Raw genomic sequence first — 18959 nt, 5'->3', positions numbered from 1 at the left:
TGAATTAGTTAAAAGTAAAACTGGCACTGGCGCGCTCGATGGATGCCTGGGTAATCCAGATGTCGAACAGCGCGATATTGGCATCCAGACGTGCATTGATCAGCTGGTTTTGCGCATCGAGCAGTTCGATGTAAATCGCCACGCCTTCCCGGTACAATTTCAGCTCGTCGTTGTAGTAGGTTTGGGCGGTTTTAAGCTGCGACTGTGCGGATTGATACTGTGCCACCGCGCTCTGCATCTGGTTCTGGCGTACTTTCAGCTCGGTTTCCAACTGCTTTGCGATGTAATCGGTCTGTGCCGAAATGCTTCTTTGTTCAGCGGCCGCTTTTTTGATTTTGTAATTATTCTTTCCAAAAGCGAAAAGGTCCCAGTCCAGTGACACACCCCAGAAGTAGTAGCGGCTCTTTTTGTTAAAATCCCACTCGAATGCCTGCGAACCCAGGTCTATAAACGTTCCTACTTTGGGTACGATGTAAGATTTGGCAAGATCCGTCAGGTTAGTGCTGATTCCTTGTGAAATTCTGAGTTTCTCCAGCTCTTCCCTTCCGGTCACATCGCCAGCCAGCAGCATGCCAAGTTCCGGCAGACTGGTAATCGAATCTATCTTGACGCTGTCAGTTAAAGGCCGGTTGAGCAGAAAATTAAAGTAGTTGCGGGCAGATTCTTTCGTTTGTCTTGCCGCACTCAAAGACGCATTAATTTTAGTTACTTCATTGGTGCTTCGGATCACCCCGGTCCGGTTAACCTTCTCATTGTCAAAAAGAACCTGGTTGATACGCTTGCCTTCCTGTACCAGACCGAGTGAGGATTCGTAGATTTCAACCGCGTTAATCGCCTTGGCATATTGATAGTAGGCGGTTTTGATCTCTTTGACCAGTTCGCGCTTGTATACAAGTACCTCCGCTTTTTGCAGATCTACCTGCTGGCCTTTGATACGCTTGTTATAAACCAGTTCCGCATTGATCAGAGGCAGCGTGGTCCGGAATTTCGCATCGTAAAAATTGTCAGGAAAAAGCTGGATGCTCTGGTTTTGCAAATTGGGAAAGGCACTACTGCCCGTCAGGTGGTTGAGCGTAGAATACACCCCATTTAAAAGATCTCCTGTCGGAAAATCGATTGTCCGTCCGCCGCTCGCCTTGGTGTAGGTGGCAGAAAATGATACGCTGGGCAGAAACATGGTTTTGGCTTCTGCCAGGGCCAGCACGTTTCTTTCCAACAGAAAATTCTGCTGTTTGATGCTCTGATTGGACCCCAGCCCTTCGGTGATGTAATCATTCAGCCTGCTCTGTCCGCGAGCCGGATAAGCTAGCATGGCAAGCATAGGAAACGACAGCGCCGTTTTCCAAACGCCTGACTTTTTTATAAATTTGTTCACTGTAATAATTTTAAACACTGTTTAATAAATATTCAAAAAAACAGACCAATTCATTCAGGATGAAAAACATCCTGTCTCAGCCGGCCTAAAATAATGCTTATACTTTTTGACTTAATTTAAATACTTCTGATCCTATTTCGACTCTATCAAGGCAATGAAGGTTTCATACCCGTGAATCATCAGCTCTTCACTTGATTTTTCAAAAAAGCCCGACATCCGGTCTTTGCAGTACAACGAACAAATACCATGTACCAAAGAAAGCGTCATTAATGTTAAGTACTTATTGTCCAGCCCCCGGAACCTTCCCTGATCCTGGCATTGCTGTATTACGCCCGATAAATGCTCAATCGCTCCCTGCGCGATTTGAAATCCTTCCCCCTCGGCTTTACCAGTCTCACTGACCAAAAACATCAGGTTGTAATAATCGGTATGGTTCTGTGCAAAACGGATGAATACCAAACCCAGCGCTTTGTAGCGCTCATACGGGTCTTCAATCACATCCAAAGCTTTCATCTGGCTTAAAAACAACCTGAACCCCTCTTTATGGAGCTCGTGAAAAATCTCGTTCTTGTCCTTAAAGTAAAAATAGATTGAACCCGGACTGTAACTGATCGCACTTGCAATGTTGCGAATGCTGGTCTGTTCGTAGCCCTTTTCAAGAAATATCTTGCGCGCACTGTCCAGTATGCGTTTGTGCATTTCTATCTTTTCCTGCTCTTTTCTTTTCGCTACCGACATGTTAAACTCATTTGATATGCAAATGTATTGAACGGTGTTCAATAAAACAAACTAACATCTAATTTTTTTGAACAGTGTTCAAAAAATATAAGAAAAGGCCTTGTAACAAACTAACCCATGTGCATCAGAGCTACCACAGGCGTGAAATGAAATGTTTTCCTGCTTACCTTGTCGTCCCGTTATTATTTGGTCATGAAACAGAAAAAAGAAATCCCAATTCTGACACTTGAAGAAATCACCCGGCATGGGCTCAAAATTACGAGGTACCAGGGAACTGACGATCAGGCCCTGCTTTCAAAAGCTGCCCATCGTGACGACCATTACATATTTGTGGTCCAGTTGACAGGTCAGAGCACAATCATGGTTGATTTTAACGAAATAGAGATCAACGGCTGTGCCATTCTTTGTATCCTGCCCGGCCAGGTTCATCAAGGCATTTCCGCTAAGGAGGTGAAGGCATTGTTCATTGCTATTGAAACAGCATTGATAAAGGATTCCCTGCAATATATTTTTGAAGACAAAGTACCTTTACAAGGTTGCATGGCTCTGGACGACGTTGATGCAGTTTTATTGGAAAGAAGTATTGAATTACTCACGGATATATCGGACAGACCTGGTGAAAGTAATCTTCAGGCTGAAATCAGCCGCTCCTTAACGGATGCCTGTATAGCCATGATCGCCAGCGCATTTGATAGCATGGAGGATGCAGCATCTGGTAGCCATCTTCGCCCGGTTATTATTGCCAAACAATTTAAAAGACTTTTGTCTCAATCCTACAAGACTGAGCGTACACCTTCCGGCTATGCCGGATTACTGAATATCTCCGCATCTTACCTGAACGAGGTTGTAAAAAGAGTCACGGGATTTTCGGCAAGCCATTGGATACAGCAGCAAATCGTCATCGAGGCCAAAAGGGTTTTGTTTTACACCGATCGTTCCGTAAAAGAAATTTCGGCGATGCTTGGTTTTGACGACCATCATTATTTTTCACGTTTTTTCACGAAGGGTGCAGGCATGTCGCCCATGTCGTTCAGACAGAAGTACCGTAAATAGTCCATCGTTTACATCCGATTCGCCATTGGTGCAGCTCCCTTTATGCCATTGTTTTGCAGTTAAAATAATTCAGAACATGAGCATACATCAAATCACAGCGAGCCCCGTAGTGAACATTCTCGGCCTGCTTGTCCTGCTTCGGATAACTTATCTACTTTTAAACTTTGTCTACACTTACATAAGGCCATCGTCAATTTTAAAGTACAAAACAGATGGAGCATACGCAGTTGTAACGGGTGCCTCAGACGGAATTGGTAAAGCTATTGCTCTTGAGCTGGCGGCAAAAGGTTTCAATCTTATCCTGCATGGCAGGGATCCGGATAAAATAGACACAGTTAACCGCGAAGTATTGACGATAAACCCTCTGCTGGATATCCGGTCTTTCATCCATGACAGCAGTGTGAACCACTTATCTGATATTTCGGAGATTCAACAATTACCAATTAAAGTGCTGGTTAATAACGTGGGAATCGGACCAATCAAGTCATTCTCCCAGCTTTCAAAGGCTGAGATTGATGCAACTGTGAATGTGAACGTACTTTTCCCTACCCATCTGACAAACTGTTTGCTTCCCTTTCTTTCGGGGCCGGCACTTGTGCTGAATATATCGTCCTATGCAGGGATACATCCACCACCCTACCTGGCGGTCTATGCGGCCACCAAGGCTTATAATAATGCATTCTCAAAATCGCTATCGGTAGAACTGGATACTATCGAGACCATTTCGATACTGACGGGAAGTGTCCATACAGGGTCCAACAAAAAACCAGTCAGTTTTCTGAGACCATCCAGCCGGCAATTTGCAAAGAAGGTGTTGTCGGTGGTTGGCTGTGGGAAAAAAAGTGTAATGCCCTACTGGCCCCACGCTGTTCAGACCTATCTTCTCTCGCTGTTGCCGGAACGGATGATGGACCGTGCTATGAAAAATGCCATTCGGCAGGAATTGAAATAGTCTGTTTAGTTACAGGCAAAATCACGGTGCAAGAGGACATTTGTTTTTATGACTTGCGGCTGTACCAAGCCGGCTTGCCAGCCTGTATATTGCGGGGAATGGGTCAGACTATGGTGTGTTTCACACACTTCGGATGAGGTAACCGATCAACAGTATACTTACAACTGTATTTGCCCTGATTCCAGCGTTTAAGGTTTGTTAATTTGCTTGTCGCCACACTACTAAATATCCGTGCCGGTTCACAAAAATCGGGAGAATCATATTTTCTCAATGTAGCGAAGTTTTCACGGCTCATCCTTCCACAGCTTTTTGAGTATGTGCACTTGTAAGTTGATGGCTTGTAGTCACTTTCAACTTATGATGAATCTTTTTTCAGGTTTTGGTATTGAAATATGAGAAAGTGACACAGACGGTTTTGCTAAATTGCAATTGTTGTCTTCTATACCCTGGAATGTTTGCCAACAATTAAGTGCTACCTATACATGAACATATACCCTTTAATAGATGGAGGTTTCTCCGTAGACAACAACAAAGTATTCAGCGATCTGGAAAGATCCGGTAATGCGCCGGGATTAAAAATGGCGGTGCAACCATTTTTGATCGAAACTGATGAACAGCTCGTTCTTCTCGATGCAGGTTTGGGATGGCTGGATGAAGGTGTGCCCAGAATTATCCGAAACATTAAAAAAGCAGATTTTCAGCCAGAGAACGTGGATAAGGTACTTTTGTCACATCTACATAAGGATCATATCAATGGGTTGGTTAGCCAGCAGGATCAGGATTGGGCACTGAACTTTCCCAATGCCAAAATTTATATGCAGAAAAGAGAATACGATTTTGCTGTTTCAAAAGCAGGAAACCATTCTTACGATCAGGAAGTCCTTAGTTTCATTACAGAACATGCAGCAATGGTGTGGATGGATGCCGACAGTGGCAATATTACCCCTGAAATTTCTTTCGAGGTTTCTGGTGGTCATACTCCCTATCATCAGGTTTTCCTGATCAGCGAAGCAGGAAAGACCGCCTTTTACGGTGGTGATAATCTTCCGACTGCTGGTTATTTAAAGTATCCAATTGCTTTTAAAACTGATTTTGATGGCAAAAAAGCATTGCAGCAACGTATCAATTGGGAAGAAAAGGCCAAGGCCGAGAATTGGGAAATACTTCTGTACCACGATCTGAAACAGCCTATACTTCGGTTTTGAAGCAGGGATACTCTTTCCTGGCATGAAAATAGCAGTTGTGCGTTTATATCTATATCCATAATTGAACCAGGCTGGAAAACGCCGGTTCTAATGTAAACTAAAACAGAAGTAAAATTGAAAAATCGTCAAAACTCCTATCTCAAAACTTCATCAATAGGATTGTTTCTTTTATTGTCAATCATAGGAACGTCCTGCTCAAAAAAGTTTACTTTTTCTGAATCCGTTATCGTACCGGCAGCTCAGGGATCAGTAAAATTTAAAAAAGATAAAAATGATAACTATGCTGTGAATTTGGTTGTTCACAATCTCTCAGAGCCAGGCAGGCTGGTCGAATCCAGAAATACCTATGTAGTCTGGACAAATACGGATAACAAGGGGGTCAAAAATCTTGGTCAGTTGAAAAACGCTTCGGGTCTGTTTTCAAAGAATTTAAAGAGCGAGTTAAAAACCACAACACCTTTCAAACCTACCGGTTTTTTTATAACAGCGGAGAATCAGGCTGACATCAGCATTCCAAGAGGACAGGTTGTTCTTACAACAAGATAAAAATCTTACTTCAATCACAAATGAGGCTTTCTTCATTGGATTGCCTCGTTTTTTTGAAGGGCTGTCATTATGACTGAAAATGAACCAACTGAACCTTTGAAAATACGATTGGCTGCGTGTTTTATCTTTCTGGCATTTGTAATCAAAGTTCGTTTGTTAGCTCTTTTATAAGTGTGCTAGCTGCAAGGTCGGCCGCCGATAGGACAATTTCCTCAGGAAATCCGTAAAAAACTTCCCTCACCGCTATGGAACGGTCACGAACCAGAAAGTGGATGAAGATAGTGCCTACAGGTTTTTCCTTCGTCTCGCTTCCGCCGGGAGTTGTCAACCCAGTCACGCCCACCTGAATGTCGGACCTGATGAGGTTTCTAAGTCGGGTAGCCAACTTCTGCGTGACTTCTTTGGATTCGGCTGTACATCCCTGAATAAATACCGGATCGATTCCTAAAACATCTGTTTTTACTTCGGCATCGTAACATACAAGTCCTCCTTTCAAAATACTTCCTGAATGTTCGGTCAGCGAAAATTCTGAGGCGATCCTTCCTGCCGTTGCACTTTCAGCGAAGGCGATGGTTAACCCAAGTTCTCTTAGTGTTTTACTACATTCAATGATAAGTTTTGATGGCATAGTTCTGCTGAAATCGATACGTTTTAAATGAGCGGTACAGTGTGGTTTAATCTTTTTTTAAGCAACACATTAAAAAAAATGTGCCATGTTCATATGATTTACAGTTGAAATTCTGTGGTGCAGGTTTGCATTTTTATACCCACAAATACGCCCACATACACCGGCTATAATCACAAGTTGTCGGTAGAACAGATGATTCATTTGAGCAGGTTTGCAGTGAATTTCGTTGGTCAGGAAATAATTGGAAAGGAAAGGTTTGTTTCTAAACATATTATTTTCAATAATTGGGAAATGATGTACTGGTTTTTATAACCACTGGCATAGGATTTGATCCTTCACCAATTGAACCTTTGGAAACTTTCCTGAATGCGTAAGAAAATTTTAATAATTGAAGATGATTCTGACATGCTCGAATTACTGAAGATCGTTTTTCGAGACTCAGGATTCGATGTCATTTTCTCCAAAACCCAAATCGACACCGATTATATACAGGTGATTCATCCAGACCTGATTCTGCTTGATGTGCGTTTGAAGGGGTCTTCCAGATCCGGTTTTGATATTTGCAAAGATTTGAAGGCTAATCCTCAGATGGAGAGCGTACCCGTAATTTTATGTTCGGGAGAATACAATTTGCCAGAGATCGCACAGGAATGTCATGCCGATATGTATATTCAAAAACCTTATGATGTAATATCATTGATGTTACAGGTGAACAAATACCTTTCCTAGAAAATTATGAATCGAAGAGACGATATTAATGTAAACCTTGATGAACTAGAAAAATTCTTTATTCACCACCTCAACAAAATATATGCTGCTAAAAAACTGCTGGTAGCAGAGCTTCCTGAGGTGCTGGACAATGCCCACTTCTCAGATCTGCGTGAAGCCATGATCGACACCATAGAGAGTGTTAAAAATCAGATAGTTAGAATGGAGGAAATTTACATGATAATGCCTGCAGCCTTTTCCAAGCTTGACTCAAATGGGCTAGAAGGTTTGGTTGAGGAGTCTTTTGAAGATATCAAACTGTACGGCGCAAGTCCGGAGTTAAGGGATATGTCAATTCTGTTTTATCTTCACAATATCGAAAGTATAGAAATGGCATCCTTTCAAATTCTCGAAATGGCGGCGGTGAAGTTGAAAAACGATCGTATCAAGGAGCTCATAAAACAGAATTATGACGAGGCAAAATCGGACAGAACTTTACTTTTGCTCATCAGTGCAAAGTATATTTCGACCGTTTGAGTCTGTTCTGGTTAGCAAATGTCATCCTGTTAGTGAATGTGCACCCCATGATTTTTCCCGTCTCAGCGTTTCTCACTAAGGGGTGCACATGCTACAAGTGTTGACCTAAATACAACTCGTCAGGTGAAATAGGATGACGTCCCTGATAAAACGCTGCTTTGCATGAGGTCCATTCAAATTCGGAAGATCCGGGACCGTTCATTTTGCAAGATTCATCGAGATTGAGTAAATCCTGAATCGGAATTACAGCCATTTTTGCAACGGAAGAATAGGCCAGTCTGCTTTTGCCGGAAGGTAACATTGTAATTGCTTCATTATTAGTGCATAATTACAATGCCTTCGTAATCTTCCAGTGTGCCGAGGTGCAACTTTAAAATGTTATTGGTCCATTCAAATTTCACAGGTTTTTTACTGTTCATGGCAAACACCTTTGATGGTTTGAAGCCCGACTGTATTTCGAATTTCAGATCATGAACCGGCAGATTATCGAAGTAAGTAATGCCGCTGAAACCTGTCAGGTTGATCAGATGCAGGATCAGGCCTTCCATTTCCGTCTTGTTCTGGTTTTCTTTTGTATTTCTTGCAAACTCTTTGAGGATCACCTCAACCCTTGCAGGAGCATTGGTTACCACCTGCTGCGCTGCTTCCGGCATAATATAGTCGAGTACATCCAGCAAAATGTTTTTGTCCTGCTGATAACCATGCATGTAGTACAGTCTACCCAGGTTGACCGGTAAAAGCACCGCCTTACTTTTTGGATGGTTTTTTATTCCCATTGCATAATATCCGGTAGCTTCATGGCCGCCAATAATTTCGGGCGGGCCAGGGCGGCCTTTGCTCATAATGGGAAGGAAAGTCTGATCAGTTCCTGAAAGGTTATACAGCCCCAGATTGTATTTCCAGAACAGCATTTTCTGTTTCTCAAACCTTTTGAAAACAGTCTTATCAGGAATCAGATAATTTCCGGCTCCGTCATTGTCTTTCTGGTCGATACTGGCGCCAAACATGGAGGCGAGCGTTTCGGGATGTGCTGCCAGTGACCGGTTGGTGGCAATCACATGGGAACCGTGATCCAGTGCGTACTGCAAAGCTTTTAATGAGGAAGAATCCAGCGAAACGATTTCAGGAATAATGATGGTTTTGTACTTTTTTAGCCGCTCCACCTGATTGCCCAATTGCGTAAATTCAATGATGTCAAAGTTAATATGTGCCTCACGCAGCATCAGCTGTATGCCCCTGAATTCCTGACCGGCTTCTCCATGTATCCACGAACCGGGTGCCACCACCACCACTTTTGCTACCGATTTGTATTTACCATAATACTGTTCAAATTTCTTATGATGACCATAGATTTTTTTAAACACCGGATAATTGCGCTCGTCTTCATATCCGCGCATATCGCCCATCATGCTCAGGTCCAGGCCCGAACCGTTCGCTATGTTTTCGTAAAGCCGTATTTGCGCCTCTACCGGCTCCACAGCATTGTAACGAGATTGAAAGGAAATTTGCTGAATGTGTGCGTTACTGATGATGTGTTCCGGATAGGAATTGCTTGCATTGCCCACATTTTCGGAGGCCGTGTATGGCCAGTAAGGCACCGACGGATTGCTTTGGGATTCGTGACGAATGATGTCCACATATTTGTCCATATAGGTGCAAATCGCTGTCTGAGGATTTTTAGCTTTTACGATCTTATGCAGCTTTTGGGACCACTCCTCAACACTATGCTTTTTAAATTCTGAATATTTCCTGAAAACAGGGTCGGCCGAATTCTCTTCAAGCGGGAGTTTCAAACCATTGCTATATACTGCAAATGCTTTCTGGTCATACTCGTTCTGATCTACTCCGTGGTATTTGTCTTCATAAGGATTACGGGTCTGGTAGCCGGGCATGTTCAGAAAAATGCCGTCAACCGGAAAGAAATCTATTATTTCTTCAATGATCCGGAAAGCCTTTTCTTGCACATAAGGCGCATTTATTGAGACCACATACATGTCCGTATTGATAATCCTTTCCCCTTTTGGTGAGATGTAACACCAGTCGGGGTTCTTTTTATAAATGCTTTCGTGAATACGGCTGAAATCTACCCGGACAATTACCCTGATATTATTTTCATGACACTTGCTGACTACTTCCTTCATAACATTCGGTCTTGCGTGAGGATTCTGATAGTGAAAATCCAGCTTCGTAGGATAAAATGCCATGATACCGCCAGCATTAATGATAAGTGTATTGGCTGAATACGCTTTGAGGTCAGCAACTAGCGAATCCGCGTTCAGCGTCGCGGCTTCGTAGTCAGGGAGATTGGTCTGGATTACACGGAGGTTATTACGTTTCCACCAAAGTTCATCGTTGTCAATTGCCAAGGCGCTTATCACGTTTCCCAACACTGCAAGCAGGATAAGTACTGTTTTTTTCATAAAAGGATAAAGCACAAGTTTCGGTATTATAATCAGGTTACGGGCGAAATTCTGCTTCTTCCGCTATTTTAACATCGTTTTGAACCTGTGGATAGAATGCTTTCCAGGAAAATGCGCTGAATTCGGGCACTACTTCCGCAAAGTCAGATTTTTCTTAATCCTGCTAAGTGTTTCCGGAGCTATTCCCAGGTAAGAAGCAATGAGGTTTTGAGGAACGCGTTCAATCATTTTAGGATTCGATTGCGTCAGTTGAACGTACTTTTCTTCGGCACTATGAGTAATCGAACTCATCAGTCTTCGTTCTTTTGTGACGATGCTGTTTTGGTAAAGTATACGGAAATAGCGGTCCATAATCGGTACGCTGAGTGTCAGGGATTCATAGTCTGCATGTGAGATCAATAGTAACTCGGAATCTTCAATTGCATCAATATTAAAAACTGCCGGATCACCGGTCAGGAAACTATTGAAGTCGGATAACCACCAGCCTTCCCAACCAAATACACTCATGTGTTCATCGCCTTTCTCGTCTACATTATAAGTACGGAGCAGTCCTTTTGCTATGAAGGTCAGGTTTTTGCATACATCACCTTCCTGCAACAGATACTGACGTTTTCTTAATTTTTTTGAAACAAAAAAAGTCTGAATTGTTTCCTTATCAGCTTCTGTCAGGATGACTTTTTCTTCAATATGGCTGAAAAGTACTTGAATCATAAGTGAAATATGCTTGGCTGGTAACAAAGATAAATTTTTCCAGCATATTGATTGAATCACGAATTTGTCAAGAAAAACTTGATTTAGATCAATCGCCTCAGTTGATGCACGTCAATCCGCAGCAATTTCGGACCAGCTACCTTTGTGCAAGAATCTGGTTCAGATTGAATCACTAAAAATCAAAATAATGAAAAATATCGCATTAGTCGTTGGAGCAACTGGTATCACCGGTAGTAACCTGGCAGAAAAACTGGTTGAGAAAGGCTGGACTACGTATGGCCTTTCCCGCAATCCGAATGATAGTATTGATGGTCTGATCACTGTATCCGCGGACCTGCTTAATCCCGACGATCTGGTAACAAAACTTGCGGCAATTGAACCAACACATGTGTTTTTTACAACCTGGATGCGCAATGACACGGAAGCTGAGAATATCCGGGTAAATGGTGCCATGGTGCGGAACTTGCTGCATGTTTTGTCCGCTAAAAATTCGGTTCAGCATGTGGCACTTGTAACAGGGCTGAAACATTATCTGGGGCCGTTTGATGCATATGCAAAGGCAGGCACATTGCCTGAAACACCCGTCCGCGAGGAACATCCACGTCTGGATCTTGAAAATTTCTATTACGCTCAGGAAGACGAAGTCTACACAGCTGCTGAACGGGACGGCTTCACATGGAGTATTCACAGGCCGCATTCGGTGATTGGTAAGGCAGTTGGAAACCTGATGAACATAGGCACAACGCTGGCAGTTTACGCATCCATTTGCAAGAAAACCGGCAGACCATTCCGTTTCCCCGGATCAGCCGAACAGTGGCATGGATTATCTGATGTGACGGATGCCCGGATATTGGCCGAACAGATGATTTGGGCAGCAACAACCGAAGCTGCGCAAAATGAAGCGTTCAACATTGCAAACGGAGACCTGTTTCGCTGGAAATGGTTATGGAAGCAAATAGCCGATTGGTTTGAGGTTGAACCTGCTGGTTTTGATGGCGAAATCCATCCCTTGGAAGTGGAAATGGCCGCAGATGCTGAATCCTGGAAAGAAATCGCTGTTAAATACAATCTCAAAGAATCTGAAATTGATCGCCTGGCTTCTGCCTGGCATACCGATCTTGACCTGGGCCGTCCTTTGGAAGTGATGACAGACATGTCTAAAAGCCGCAAGCTTGGATTTACGGCATATCAGGACACCCGTGATTCTTTCTTTGACTTATTTAAGAAATTACGGTCAGAGAATTTGATTCCGTAAAAACATTGCGAATTGAAAGCAAAGGATAAGTTTTTTTGCTTTCAATTCGCAATCCTCTGATTTTCATTAATTACCTCACCAGGGTCGAAAACCATTTGATGATTGCAGGATCTCGGTGACTGAAAAACAAGCTTTCCTTAGTATCCAAAGCTTGGATCGTCAACATATCATCCTGCGTTAGCCCAAAGTCAAAAACATCTATATTTTCTACAAGACGTTCTTTTTTTACAGATTTGGGAATTACTACAACGTCCCTTTGTATGAGCCAACGCAGCACGACCTGAGCCACAGATTTATCATACTTCTCGCCAATTGAAGTAAGAATTTCATTGGTAAACAGATCATTTCTTCCTTCCGCAAATGAGGCCCAGGATTCAATTTGTACTCCGTTTTCGTTAAGAACTTGCTGATCTTCGGTACGTTGGTAAAACGGGTGGGCTTCAATTTGATTGACTGCCGGGACAATATTATTGTTGACAATGATATCCATCACCCTATCCGGATGAAAATTACTTAAGCCTATTGCCCGAACCTTGCCTTGGGCATAAAGTTCTTCCATCGCTCGCCACGAACCGTGCACATCTCCGTAGGGCTGATGAATCAGATAAAGGTCCAGATAATCCAGCTGCAAATTCTTCAGTGAAAGCGCAAAAGCTTTCAGCGTTTTTTCATAACCTGCATCGGAGATCCAGAGTTTGGTTGTCACAAACAAATCTTCCCTTGCTACACCACTATGCTGAATTGCTGAACCCACGGCTTCCTCATTTTGATAAGCCGCAGCAGTATCAATGGATCGATAACCTACCTCGATGGCATCCAATACCGTTTTTTTACATTCATCGTAATCAGGTACCTGGTATACACCTAAGCCCAAAATCGGCATCTCAATACCGTTGTTTAATGTTATATTTTTCATGATTTTTTATAATTATTGTTCCGACAAAGACAGCAAACCTTCATCCAGTCTTGCGCCTTGCACATTGATTTTTGACATTTCTGAATCTATTTCCTGCAAGTCTTCGCTGGTCAGTTCCAGGTCAGCGGCCTTGATATTGTCTTCGATGTATTCTATTTTATCCATACCGGGAATCGGTACGATCCAGTCTTTTTGTGCCAACAGCCAGCCAAGTGCAACCTGCACCACGGTAATCCCTTTTTTGTTTGCGATGCTGGCAAGCATCTGAACCACAGGCATATTGGCTTTCATGGCTTCGGGCGTAAAACGCGGGAAATTTGCGCGTAAGTCTGTCGCAGCGTCAAATTTGGTATCCGCCGAAATTTTCCCTGTTAGGAATCCCGTACCAAGCGGCCCCCATGGTACAAAACCAATACCAAGTTCTTGACAAACAGGTAAAACTTTCTCCTCAGGTTCTCTTGTCCAGACGGAATATTGATTTTGTACAGCTGCCACAGGATGTACCGCATTGGCGCGACGGATCGTTTCGGCACCCGCTTCTGAAAGTCCGTAATGCAGAATTTTTCCTTGTTGGATGAGCTCCGTCAATGTACCAGCCACGTCTTCAATTGGCACATTAGGGTCAACCCGGTGTTGGTAATAAAGGTCGATATAATCTGTCCGAAGTCTTGTTAGAGATTCTTCAACCACTTTACGGATATGCGCTGGTCGGCTGTTAATTCCCGTTTCGGAGATCATGCCAAACTTGGTCGCAATCACAACATCTTTCCGGAACGGCGCCAACGCCTCTCCCACCAATAGTTCGTTGGTCAATGGTCCATAAGCTTCGGCGGTATCAAAAAATGTGATCCCTTTTTCGAATCCTTTGCGTATCACTTCAATTCCCTGTTTTGTGTCTACCGCTTGTCCTGTACCAAAACTCAGGTTCATACAGCCCATTCCTAATGCAGAAACTTCCAATCCGCTCGTTCCTAGTTTGCGTGTTTTCATTGCTATTAATCTTTAAATGATAATGCAAAGTTCGCGCACAGGAAGGACGGCTTTTAATGACTTTCAAACAGAAAAGTATGAAAATCAAACATGATTCAGACGCAGCGATTTGGGGACAGTTCCTGTGATGCGTTTGAAATAATTGTTGAAGTACGTTGGGTAATCAAATCCAAGCGCATGTGCGATATCGCCAATGCTCCAATCCGTATGCTGCAAAAGTGCCTTGGCTTCGCTGATAATTCTTTCCGAAATATGCGTGGTTGTGGGTTTGCCTGTGATTTCTTTTACGGAACGATTCAGGTGGTTTACGTGCACCGAAAGCCCGTTGGCAAAATCTTGCGCCGTTTTTAATTGTAACGATTCATTTGGATTTTCAATCGGGAATTGTCGTTCCAGTAATTCCAGAAAAAGGGAAGTAAGCCGGGACGATCCGTTTTTGGGAGTGAAGAAATCTTTCGACGGCGTCATTTTTAATGCTTCATGGATCATCAGGTTTATGTAATTGCAAATCACCTCATCCTTAAATACATAATCTTCCCCTTGTTCTGCCAACATCCTCTCAAAAATGGTCGTAATGAACGCACGTTTACTTTCATCCAGATGAAAAACAGGTGTACCGCCAATTCTGAACAAAGGCGACTGTTGCAGACTTTCAGCATGAATGCGGCTTCTGAGAAAATCCTCTGTGAAAACACATGCGTAACCGTTGTAGGAAGTCGAAACAATTTCCCAGGAATATGGAATGCGCGGATTACCGAAAAACAGAATACTGCCATCCGTTTCTATACCTCTGTCAGCATAGTGAATTACATTTTTGCCGGTATTCAGACAAATTTTGTAAAAGTCCCTGCGATTGTAAGTCGGTACGGCATTTACACCGCTTTGGACCTGGTACACCTTGAAACCTTTCAACTTTAAATCGCTGGTTGCAAATTCATATGGCTTGGAAATGAGGTCGTTACTCATGATTGTGGTTTGTTTATGCCCAGATTTTTGCGGACGTATTTTTCGGGAGCCTCTATAACATTGGTAATCAGCACAGCCAGACTTTTCTGAGAAATGACCGAACCTCGTTCCGGTTCGCCCTTTTCTGTTGTTTCAAAATCCACTTCATCAACACTGGTAAACCAGGCAGGTCTTAATATGGTATAGTCAAAATCCGATGCTTCAATGACGTCGGAGGCTTTGCGGTAAGGTTTCAGTACCGATTTTAGGGGAGAGTCATAAATACCAATTGAACTGATAAAAATAATTTTTCGGTTCGATTTAATGCTTTCCAATGCGCCATACTCATCTGTTTCCTGCATCGCTTTCACAATGTTGACCGCCATCGGTTCCAGTTCTCCGGCCAGATTCACATAAACAATATCCTGTCCCGCAATGGCTTCTTTCAGTTGCTGGTATTTGAGTACGTCACCTTCAATGATCTTACTTGCGCCAACATTCTTGTTGCGGAGTCTGCTTTTATTTCGCAAAAACAAAGTTAGGTTGATTTCGTTTTTATTAGCAAGAATATCAATAACGTGCCCGGCAATACCACCACTTGCGCCAAGTATGATTACATTTTTCATTGAGAAATGAGGTTTAGTTAGGCTACAAAATTAAAACGTGCTCCCTGATGGAAATAACGAATTGCAAACAGAATAGTAAGGAAATCAAACATTTTTGAATACTTGGATGCTTTGTAAATGGTTGTGACAAAAACAGCTCTGTATCATACAAAAAATGAGCTAACCGAATTATTCATCCTAAATTTATGGGGGGCTCTAAACGCAAACATACTCACTGTTGATTTGGTAAAATGTATATTAGAAATAATGGTGAGTAGTTCTTGTTGCCACTGAATTTCTGAATGAAGAACCGCAAGGAACGTTAAACATCTTACATGCAACTAACATGAAAAAAACTCTGTCGTCAGCATTAAATTTATCCAAATATCTACTGATACTTGTTTCAGTTATATTTCTACTGCGGTGTAAAACGGAAAATAGAGAACCTCAGAGGGAGGATATGAAAGATATCTATGTGGATCAGTTTAAACTGACATATTTTGTAATGTTTCTCAAAAAAAGCTATAACAATTCCAAAGCTGTCCAGGAAATAATTGCTCAGGATCACAGCGGGTTCACCGAACCTGTTTTGAGCATGCAAGACCTAAAATTCATTGACAGCTTGACGAATCATGACTATACTATTTTGAAGACCGACTCGGCTAGCAGTATTGGCCGAGTTGCCGAAGGAGCAGAAGGAAAACATCCATTAGGATTTATTATTCATAAGCTAGAGAGTAAATGGCTTGACAGTCTGGCTAATAAAAGGTACAGTGAACTTGATTCCAGCCCTTTTGAACTTTAGGTATTTGTTCGAACAAGATCCGTTTCCCTTGCAATGGGACAAAAACAATTTGTCTCAAAAAATAAATCTGTGAGACAGAAATATCTGAATCAGTTCCCTCAAACGGGCAACAGTGAAGGTTGATTTAATGATGTGTATGGCAGAGATTTATATTTGATGAAACTAGGTTTTTACACCACAAACGCCTTCAAACGAAGCATTTTACCATCGCGGAATTCCCATATGTCGCAGTAGGAATAGTCTGCGGTTGAGCCACCTTTTTCTTTCAGGCTTATCGTGCCAACAGCGGTTACAATGAAGATATCTGACAAAATCCTTCTCATAGTAATTGGCGACGAAAAGTGGCACTGCCAAAGATAGAGAATGCGGATTTTATTCTGACCGGAAACTAAATGGACATTTAATTCAGGAGTGAGCGCTTTATTTATTCATGATTGTAGTTACAATTTCTACAAAACGGGATTGCTGATCAACAAACGGATAATGTGAACAATTATCAATAGTGAAAAAATTTGCCGCCCCGGTGATTGCTTTTAATTCGGATAACTGCTTAGCAGAAAAAATACCGTCCTGCAAACCGTAAACAGCTGACAGTTTTACACCTGCACTTTTGATTTTTTTCAAAACAGGCTTTGTATCAATATTGACAAGCGACTCATTTTTGTAAAATAGCAAAGGAGCGTTGTCATTACGGATGTTGGATTTGGAAAAGCCGCTGGTTTCGTAGCGTTTATTCACTTTTTCTGACTCTTCTGTTGCTGTCGGCATGGTAAAAAATCTGAAGAGAGACGCAACTTCGTAAGTCTGTTTTCTATATGCGGCACCTTGCCTGTCCAGAGTTTTAATTTGCGCTATCTTTTTTATCGTAGCCGTGTCTTTCTTTTCAGTCGCCATTTTTAACGTGGTGCTTAAAATGTGATCATACGACTCTTGCTGTGAGAATAGCGCGCCAATCAACATCAACCGTTCGACTTTCTCCGGAAACGCTTGTGTGTATAAGGTCGAAACAATACCTCCAAAGCTGTGTCCGAGCAGACTCACTTTTGTTAGATTATATTGTTTTATCAGGTTGTTCAGATCCGAAAATGCTTCATTAAAAGTGACTTTGGCATCCTGGTCAACAGACCGGCCTTCTCCCCTCCTGTCGTATACGATCACGTAATAGCCCTTTTGTGCCAGCGTCTGCGCTGTTGTTCCTTCAAATAAAGTCGCATTACCACGCGGCCCGCCATGTATGTAGACTATCGCCGGGTTGTCCATATTGCCATATGCTTTCGAGTATAAGTTTTGTGCAGTTGATATGTTGCTGCCAACAAGCAGGAACAAAAGAAGGAATGTTAAACTGAATTTCATTGAAGTTTTTATGGTATGCAAAGCCGGATATCGACTTTTACTCCTGAATATTTTGCGAATATAAGCTTTGTAAACCGACAATCGGAAGTAAGGATCTATCGCGTATCCTGATTTGATTAATATTTCCGACGACGTTCACTAAAAACCGGACGCCGCTTTACAGCTCATCATTCTAAAACTTTCCTTAATTTAGTGTATTAATCATCTGTGAATTAATCCTGAACCGTTAAACAGAAATCAAGATGGCAACTGGCACAGTAAACTTGCACAGAGTAATAAAGGCGCCTGTAAAAAAAGTATTCAGAGCATTTTCGAATCAGGATGCAATGGCGTACTGGAGTCCGCCGTACGGTTTTTTATGTATTGTACATGAAATGGACTTCAGGCAGGGAGGAAGTTTCAAAATGTCATTTTACAACTTCACTACCGAAAGAAGTGAATCATTTGGTGGTTCATACCTGGAAATCAAGCCGGATGAAATAGTCAGATATTCCGATCGATTTGACGATCCAAACCTTCCCGGCGAGATAATTACTACGGTGAGGTTCAAGGAAGTGCCAAGTGGTACGGAGATCAATATAACTCAGGAAGGGATTCCGGAGCAAATTCCGCAGGATGGCTGCTATTTGGGCTGGCAGGAATGTCTCGAAAAATTGGTTAAACTTGTCGAACCTGTAATTAATGAATAATTCCGGATCTTAAACCAGTCTCAAAGCAATGAACACTACCGCTGTACACGACGAACGCATGGCAAAAATGACCTTCTCATCGGTATATCCTCACTATGTTACAAAAGTAGAGAAGAAAGGCCGGACAATCGAAGAACTACATCAGGTTATAACATGGCTTACAGGATTCGATGAAAAACAATTGCAGGATCAGATCGATCAGAAGGTAAATTTTGAAACCTTTTTCCAGAATGCAAGCCTGAATTCAAAAGCACATCTTATTACAGGATTGATATGTGGATACCGCATAGAAGAAATTGAAAATTCTTTGACCCAAAAAGTACGCTATCTGGACAAGATCGTGGATGAACTGGCAAAAGGGAGAAAGATGGAGAAGATTTTGCGGGAGTAGTCCTCGGCATTATTGCGGTGGGCTGCACCTGTCCCTTATCTGACCAATAAAGGTGCAGCCCACCGAAATGTTAACGGTAAGCAGAAAAATATCGATATCCAAATCTTCCGGATTTTAAGAGGAACCTTCCATACTGT

General features: G+C 42.4%; 22 protein-coding genes. 10 read left to right on the top strand and 12 right to left on the bottom strand.

Features of this window, described 5'->3' with window-relative positions:
- Nucleotides 1-4 precede the first annotated feature (4 nt).
- The gene (locus LZG71_RS01845) at nt 5-1375 is read right to left on the bottom strand and encodes a TolC family protein (protein ID WP_233816396.1); all 1371 of its coding nucleotides are present in this window, start codon (nt 1373-1375) and stop codon (nt 5-7) included.
- Nucleotides 1376-1507: 132 nt separating this feature from the next.
- Complete coding sequence (locus LZG71_RS01840) at nt 1508-2113, bottom strand: TetR/AcrR family transcriptional regulator (RefSeq protein ID WP_233816394.1); 606 nt, start codon at nt 2111-2113, stop codon at nt 1508-1510.
- A gap of 192 nt (nt 2114-2305) precedes the next feature.
- Between LZG71_RS01840 and LZG71_RS01835 the strand changes: the two genes are divergently transcribed.
- The 4 genes from LZG71_RS01835 (at nt 2306) to LZG71_RS01820 (ending at nt 5869) form a co-directional block, all read left to right on the top strand.
- On the top strand, nt 2306-3166 hold the full coding sequence (locus tag LZG71_RS01835; RefSeq protein ID WP_233816392.1) for an AraC family transcriptional regulator: 861 nt from the start codon (nt 2306-2308) through the stop codon (nt 3164-3166).
- A 76-nt stretch (nt 3167-3242) separates the two neighbouring features.
- The gene (locus LZG71_RS01830; protein ID WP_233816390.1) at nt 3243-4118 is read left to right on the top strand and encodes an SDR family NAD(P)-dependent oxidoreductase; all 876 of its coding nucleotides are present in this window, start codon (nt 3243-3245) and stop codon (nt 4116-4118) included.
- Nucleotides 4119-4600: 482 nt separating this feature from the next.
- On the top strand, nt 4601-5323 hold the full coding sequence (locus LZG71_RS01825; RefSeq protein WP_233816388.1) for an MBL fold metallo-hydrolase: 723 nt from the start codon (nt 4601-4603) through the stop codon (nt 5321-5323).
- A 114-nt stretch (nt 5324-5437) separates the two neighbouring features.
- Nucleotides 5438-5869, top strand: a complete 432-nt coding sequence (locus LZG71_RS01820; protein ID WP_233816387.1) for a hypothetical protein — start codon at nt 5438-5440, stop codon at nt 5867-5869.
- 142 nt (nt 5870-6011) lie between these two features.
- Here LZG71_RS01820 and LZG71_RS01815 read toward each other — a convergent pair whose 3' ends face one another.
- Entirely contained in the window at nt 6012-6497 is a 486-nt protein-coding gene (locus LZG71_RS01815) for a CinA family protein (RefSeq protein WP_233816384.1), read from the bottom strand.
- A 366-nt stretch (nt 6498-6863) separates the two neighbouring features.
- On the opposite strand from LZG71_RS01815, the gene LZG71_RS01810 reads away from it, so the two are divergent.
- Both LZG71_RS01810 and LZG71_RS01805 read left to right on the top strand, forming a co-directional pair.
- The gene (locus tag LZG71_RS01810) at nt 6864-7226 is read left to right on the top strand and encodes a two-component system response regulator (protein ID WP_233816382.1); all 363 of its coding nucleotides are present in this window, start codon (nt 6864-6866) and stop codon (nt 7224-7226) included.
- Nucleotides 7227-7232: 6 nt separating this feature from the next.
- Nucleotides 7233-7742 (top strand): DUF892 family protein, encoded by a 510-nt coding sequence (locus LZG71_RS01805; RefSeq protein WP_233816380.1) that lies wholly within the window; start codon nt 7233-7235, stop codon nt 7740-7742.
- Nucleotides 7743-7833: 91 nt separating this feature from the next.
- Here the strand turns inward: LZG71_RS01805 and LZG71_RS01800 are convergent, their stop codons facing one another.
- The 3 genes from LZG71_RS01800 to LZG71_RS01790 all read right to left on the bottom strand — a co-directional run bounded on the left by LZG71_RS01800 (nt 7834) and on the right by LZG71_RS01790 (nt 10873).
- Nucleotides 7834-8043 (bottom strand): 4-alpha-glucanotransferase, encoded by a 210-nt coding sequence (locus tag LZG71_RS01800; protein WP_233816378.1) that lies wholly within the window; start codon nt 8041-8043, stop codon nt 7834-7836.
- 16 nt (nt 8044-8059) lie between these two features.
- On the bottom strand, nt 8060-10162 hold the full coding sequence (locus LZG71_RS01795; RefSeq protein ID WP_233816376.1) for a hypothetical protein: 2103 nt from the start codon (nt 10160-10162) through the stop codon (nt 8060-8062).
- A gap of 129 nt (nt 10163-10291) precedes the next feature.
- Entirely contained in the window at nt 10292-10873 is a 582-nt protein-coding gene (locus LZG71_RS01790; RefSeq protein WP_233816374.1) for a Crp/Fnr family transcriptional regulator, read from the bottom strand.
- Nucleotides 10874-11060: 187 nt separating this feature from the next.
- Between LZG71_RS01790 and LZG71_RS01785 the strand changes: the two genes are divergently transcribed.
- Entirely contained in the window at nt 11061-12128 is a 1068-nt protein-coding gene (locus LZG71_RS01785; RefSeq protein WP_233816372.1) for an SDR family oxidoreductase, read from the top strand.
- Nucleotides 12129-12198: 70 nt separating this feature from the next.
- On the opposite strand, the gene LZG71_RS01780 is transcribed toward LZG71_RS01785, so the two are convergent.
- The 4 genes from LZG71_RS01780 to LZG71_RS01765 all read right to left on the bottom strand — a co-directional run bounded on the left by LZG71_RS01780 (nt 12199) and on the right by LZG71_RS01765 (nt 15605).
- Nucleotides 12199-13044: an aldo/keto reductase gene (locus LZG71_RS01780; protein ID WP_233816370.1), complete on the bottom strand. Its 846-nt coding sequence runs from the start codon at nt 13042-13044 to the stop codon at nt 12199-12201.
- A gap of 12 nt (nt 13045-13056) precedes the next feature.
- Entirely contained in the window at nt 13057-14034 is a 978-nt protein-coding gene (locus LZG71_RS01775) for an aldo/keto reductase (protein WP_233816369.1), read from the bottom strand.
- An 84-nt stretch (nt 14035-14118) separates the two neighbouring features.
- Nucleotides 14119-15000, bottom strand: coding sequence for an AraC family transcriptional regulator (locus LZG71_RS01770; protein ID WP_233816368.1), 882 nt, complete (start codon nt 14998-15000; stop codon nt 14119-14121).
- Entirely contained in the window at nt 14997-15605 is a 609-nt protein-coding gene (locus LZG71_RS01765) for an NAD(P)H-binding protein (protein WP_233816367.1), read from the bottom strand. Before LZG71_RS01765 ends, LZG71_RS01770 begins: the two co-directional genes overlap by 4 nt.
- A 439-nt stretch (nt 15606-16044) precedes the next feature.
- Between LZG71_RS01765 and LZG71_RS01760 the strand changes: the two genes are divergently transcribed.
- On the top strand, nt 16045-16389 hold the full coding sequence (locus LZG71_RS01760; RefSeq protein WP_233816366.1) for a hypothetical protein: 345 nt from the start codon (nt 16045-16047) through the stop codon (nt 16387-16389).
- A 170-nt stretch (nt 16390-16559) separates the two neighbouring features.
- Here LZG71_RS01760 and LZG71_RS01755 read toward each other — a convergent pair whose 3' ends face one another.
- Together LZG71_RS01755 and LZG71_RS01750 are read right to left on the bottom strand one after the other, a co-directional pair.
- Nucleotides 16560-16712, bottom strand: coding sequence for a hypothetical protein (locus tag LZG71_RS01755; protein ID WP_233816365.1), 153 nt, complete (start codon nt 16710-16712; stop codon nt 16560-16562).
- A 97-nt stretch (nt 16713-16809) separates the two neighbouring features.
- Nucleotides 16810-17742, bottom strand: a complete 933-nt coding sequence (locus LZG71_RS01750) for an alpha/beta fold hydrolase (RefSeq protein ID WP_233816364.1) — start codon at nt 17740-17742, stop codon at nt 16810-16812.
- Between the two features lie 242 nt (nt 17743-17984).
- Here LZG71_RS01750 and LZG71_RS01745 point away from each other — a divergent pair, with 242 nt between their 5' ends.
- A complete protein-coding gene (locus LZG71_RS01745) occupies nt 17985-18431 on the top strand; it encodes an SRPBCC family protein (protein WP_233816363.1) in 447 nt (148 codons plus the stop codon).
- Nucleotides 18432-18459: 28 nt separating this feature from the next.
- Nucleotides 18460-18822 carry a DUF2200 domain-containing protein gene (locus LZG71_RS01740; protein ID WP_233816362.1) on the top strand — a complete coding sequence of 121 codons (363 nt, stop codon included), beginning with the start codon at nt 18460-18462 and terminating at the stop codon, nt 18820-18822.
- Nucleotides 18823-18959: the final 137 nt, after the last annotated feature.

The sequence above is a fragment of the Dyadobacter sp. CY312 genome, assembly GCF_021390535.1.
GTDB lineage: Bacteria > Bacteroidota > Bacteroidia > Cytophagales > Spirosomataceae > Dyadobacter.
Note: the sequence above shows the minus strand (reverse complement) of the source record. Positions and strands in the feature narration are given on the sequence as shown.